Genomic DNA, 2,053 nt, shown 5'->3' with positions numbered 1-2,053 from the left:
ACCGTCAGCAGAGATTTTTGAATCTTTAACATTGTTAAAAGTTACTGTTTTGGCTTCGGCACCGCTGTTACCGTCATTACTGTTGCCAATAGTTAAATCTCTACCATCTTTGGCTGTAATCTCTGCTTTATTGAAACCTGAAATATTTAGGTCTTGCGTTAATTTCAATTCTTTGGTTTTAATGGTTAGATTGGCTTGACTTTCCGTATCTGAATCAGAATTCTCTCCATTAACACCCTTCTTGATTGTTATCTGTTTGGTAATATTGATTTTATCGGAAGAAATCGTGAGATTGCCTTCTTTTTGCGAGATATTGCCGCCAATTTGGATTTCGGCATTGGTTTTATTATCCGTGATACTTAAATCACCTCTGTTGTTGGTTATATTTCCGTTAATAATGGTTTTTTGATTGTTTTGAGCGTTAGTAGTGATATTTAAACTGCCGTCATTGGTAATATTACCTAGTTTTACCACTCCTTGTGTTATATTAATTTCGGCAGTGCCATTATTGGTAAAATTGCCGGTGATATTTAGGGTATCTCTAGTCTTTCCTTTAAAAGTGGCGCTTTCTGAAATAGTGAGATTGCCTTTAATATCTGCATTTTCGCCAGTTAAACTTAAACTCCCATTAACGAGCAAGCTGCCAAGTTTTATAACTCTATCCCTTATGTTTTGCTGATTAGGGGCGTTATTGGCTTCTAGCGTAACATTTGCTGCTTTCTCGATAGTAATATTCCCCGTAATGCTGCTGCTTGAGTTTTGTCCACCAAGGGTGACATTACCGCCCAGAATGGATATGTTGTAGGTTGAATTGATGGCATTGCGTGCGTACCCGTCATAAAAATCATCTTTCGTCTGTCTGAGGCTGAAATTTGAATTGGTTGCATTTATGGTTAAGTCTTTGTTGATTTTAAAAGCGTCATCGCCGCGAACATGGGAATTTAAGGTAAAATTAGCGCCGTTAGAGATATTAATTTCACTCATTTTTAACTCAGCCCCTCTGCCAGAATGGTTGGCATATATATCAAAAAAAACAGAGCCCCCACCAGTGGCTGTGATATTGGCTAAAAACCGAATTGGTAAAGGTTTGCTTGTGTTCATGTTCTCGTTTGGTTTTAATTTGAAATTAACTTTCGCTCCTTCTTTGAGATTGAATGACATGTTGCCATTTACGCCGTTAAAATTCACCCCTGCAGAGCTTCTATACTGTGTTGTTAAGCCTTTGCTATTGCTTGAAATGTATTTAATAAAGGTAAAATTTGCGCCTGTCTCTAGATTAAGAGCACTGACGTTCCAGTGCGAATCATGGCTGGTTTGCCAATACGAGGTGTTCTTTCTCGTAGTTTGGTTAATTGTTATATTCCCAGATATGTTAATTGTGCCACTAAGATTGTGGGTTAAATTATTCACTGATGAAATGATATTCAGACCTTTACCCGTTCCGTTTAAAGATACGTTGTTAGCCCTGAAATCTTTTCCCTCTCCTGTAATGGTTACAGTGCCCTGGGCGACAATTTTAGCATTTGCCGCGTCGCGTGCTTTGTTATTTCCACCTTCAAAAGCTACGGAAGCGGCGGTAATATTTAAAAAACCCTGATCAAGCGTAATATTTTTATGAACATCAACCCATCCGCCAGAATAAATGGTTAAATTTCCGCCTTTAGAAGTAATATCTCCATCAATCTGAACGCCTCCGCCACGCTGACCTTTACTATGGAGAATTAAGTGGGAGTTGCTTCCGATGTTGATTGAGCTATTAACGGTAAGTTTTCTTGATGCCGTTATATTCATTGTCCAGGCGTTTTTCAGATAATTTGAAATAGTTGTATTGGTTAGCGTTGTTTTGCGTTCGCTATTTTTTTTAGGGTCGCTTGCTTCACCGGTGCCTGTTGGGAATTCATCATTTATACCGGTATTACTGCGAAGGGGGTCTTCGGCTTCAATTGTTACATCATCAGGGTCTAGCAACCACTCTTTTGTTTTAACAATTGCATTGCTGTCAATGGATAAATAATGCCCCGATGTCTCCACAAAACCACCGGTTTTAGCGATA

General features: G+C 38.8%; 1 pseudogene. It reads right to left on the bottom strand.

From position 1 onward, the window contains the following. A pseudogene (locus HMPREF2813_RS09455) lies at positions 1-2,053 on the bottom strand (adhesin); the annotation flags it as partial.

Origin of the sequence: Haemophilus sp. HMSC066A11, assembly GCF_001811665.1 — a bacterium.
Lineage (GTDB): Bacteria > Pseudomonadota > Gammaproteobacteria > Enterobacterales > Pasteurellaceae > Haemophilus > Haemophilus influenzae.
Note: the sequence above shows the minus strand (reverse complement) of the source record. Positions and strands in the feature narration are given on the sequence as shown.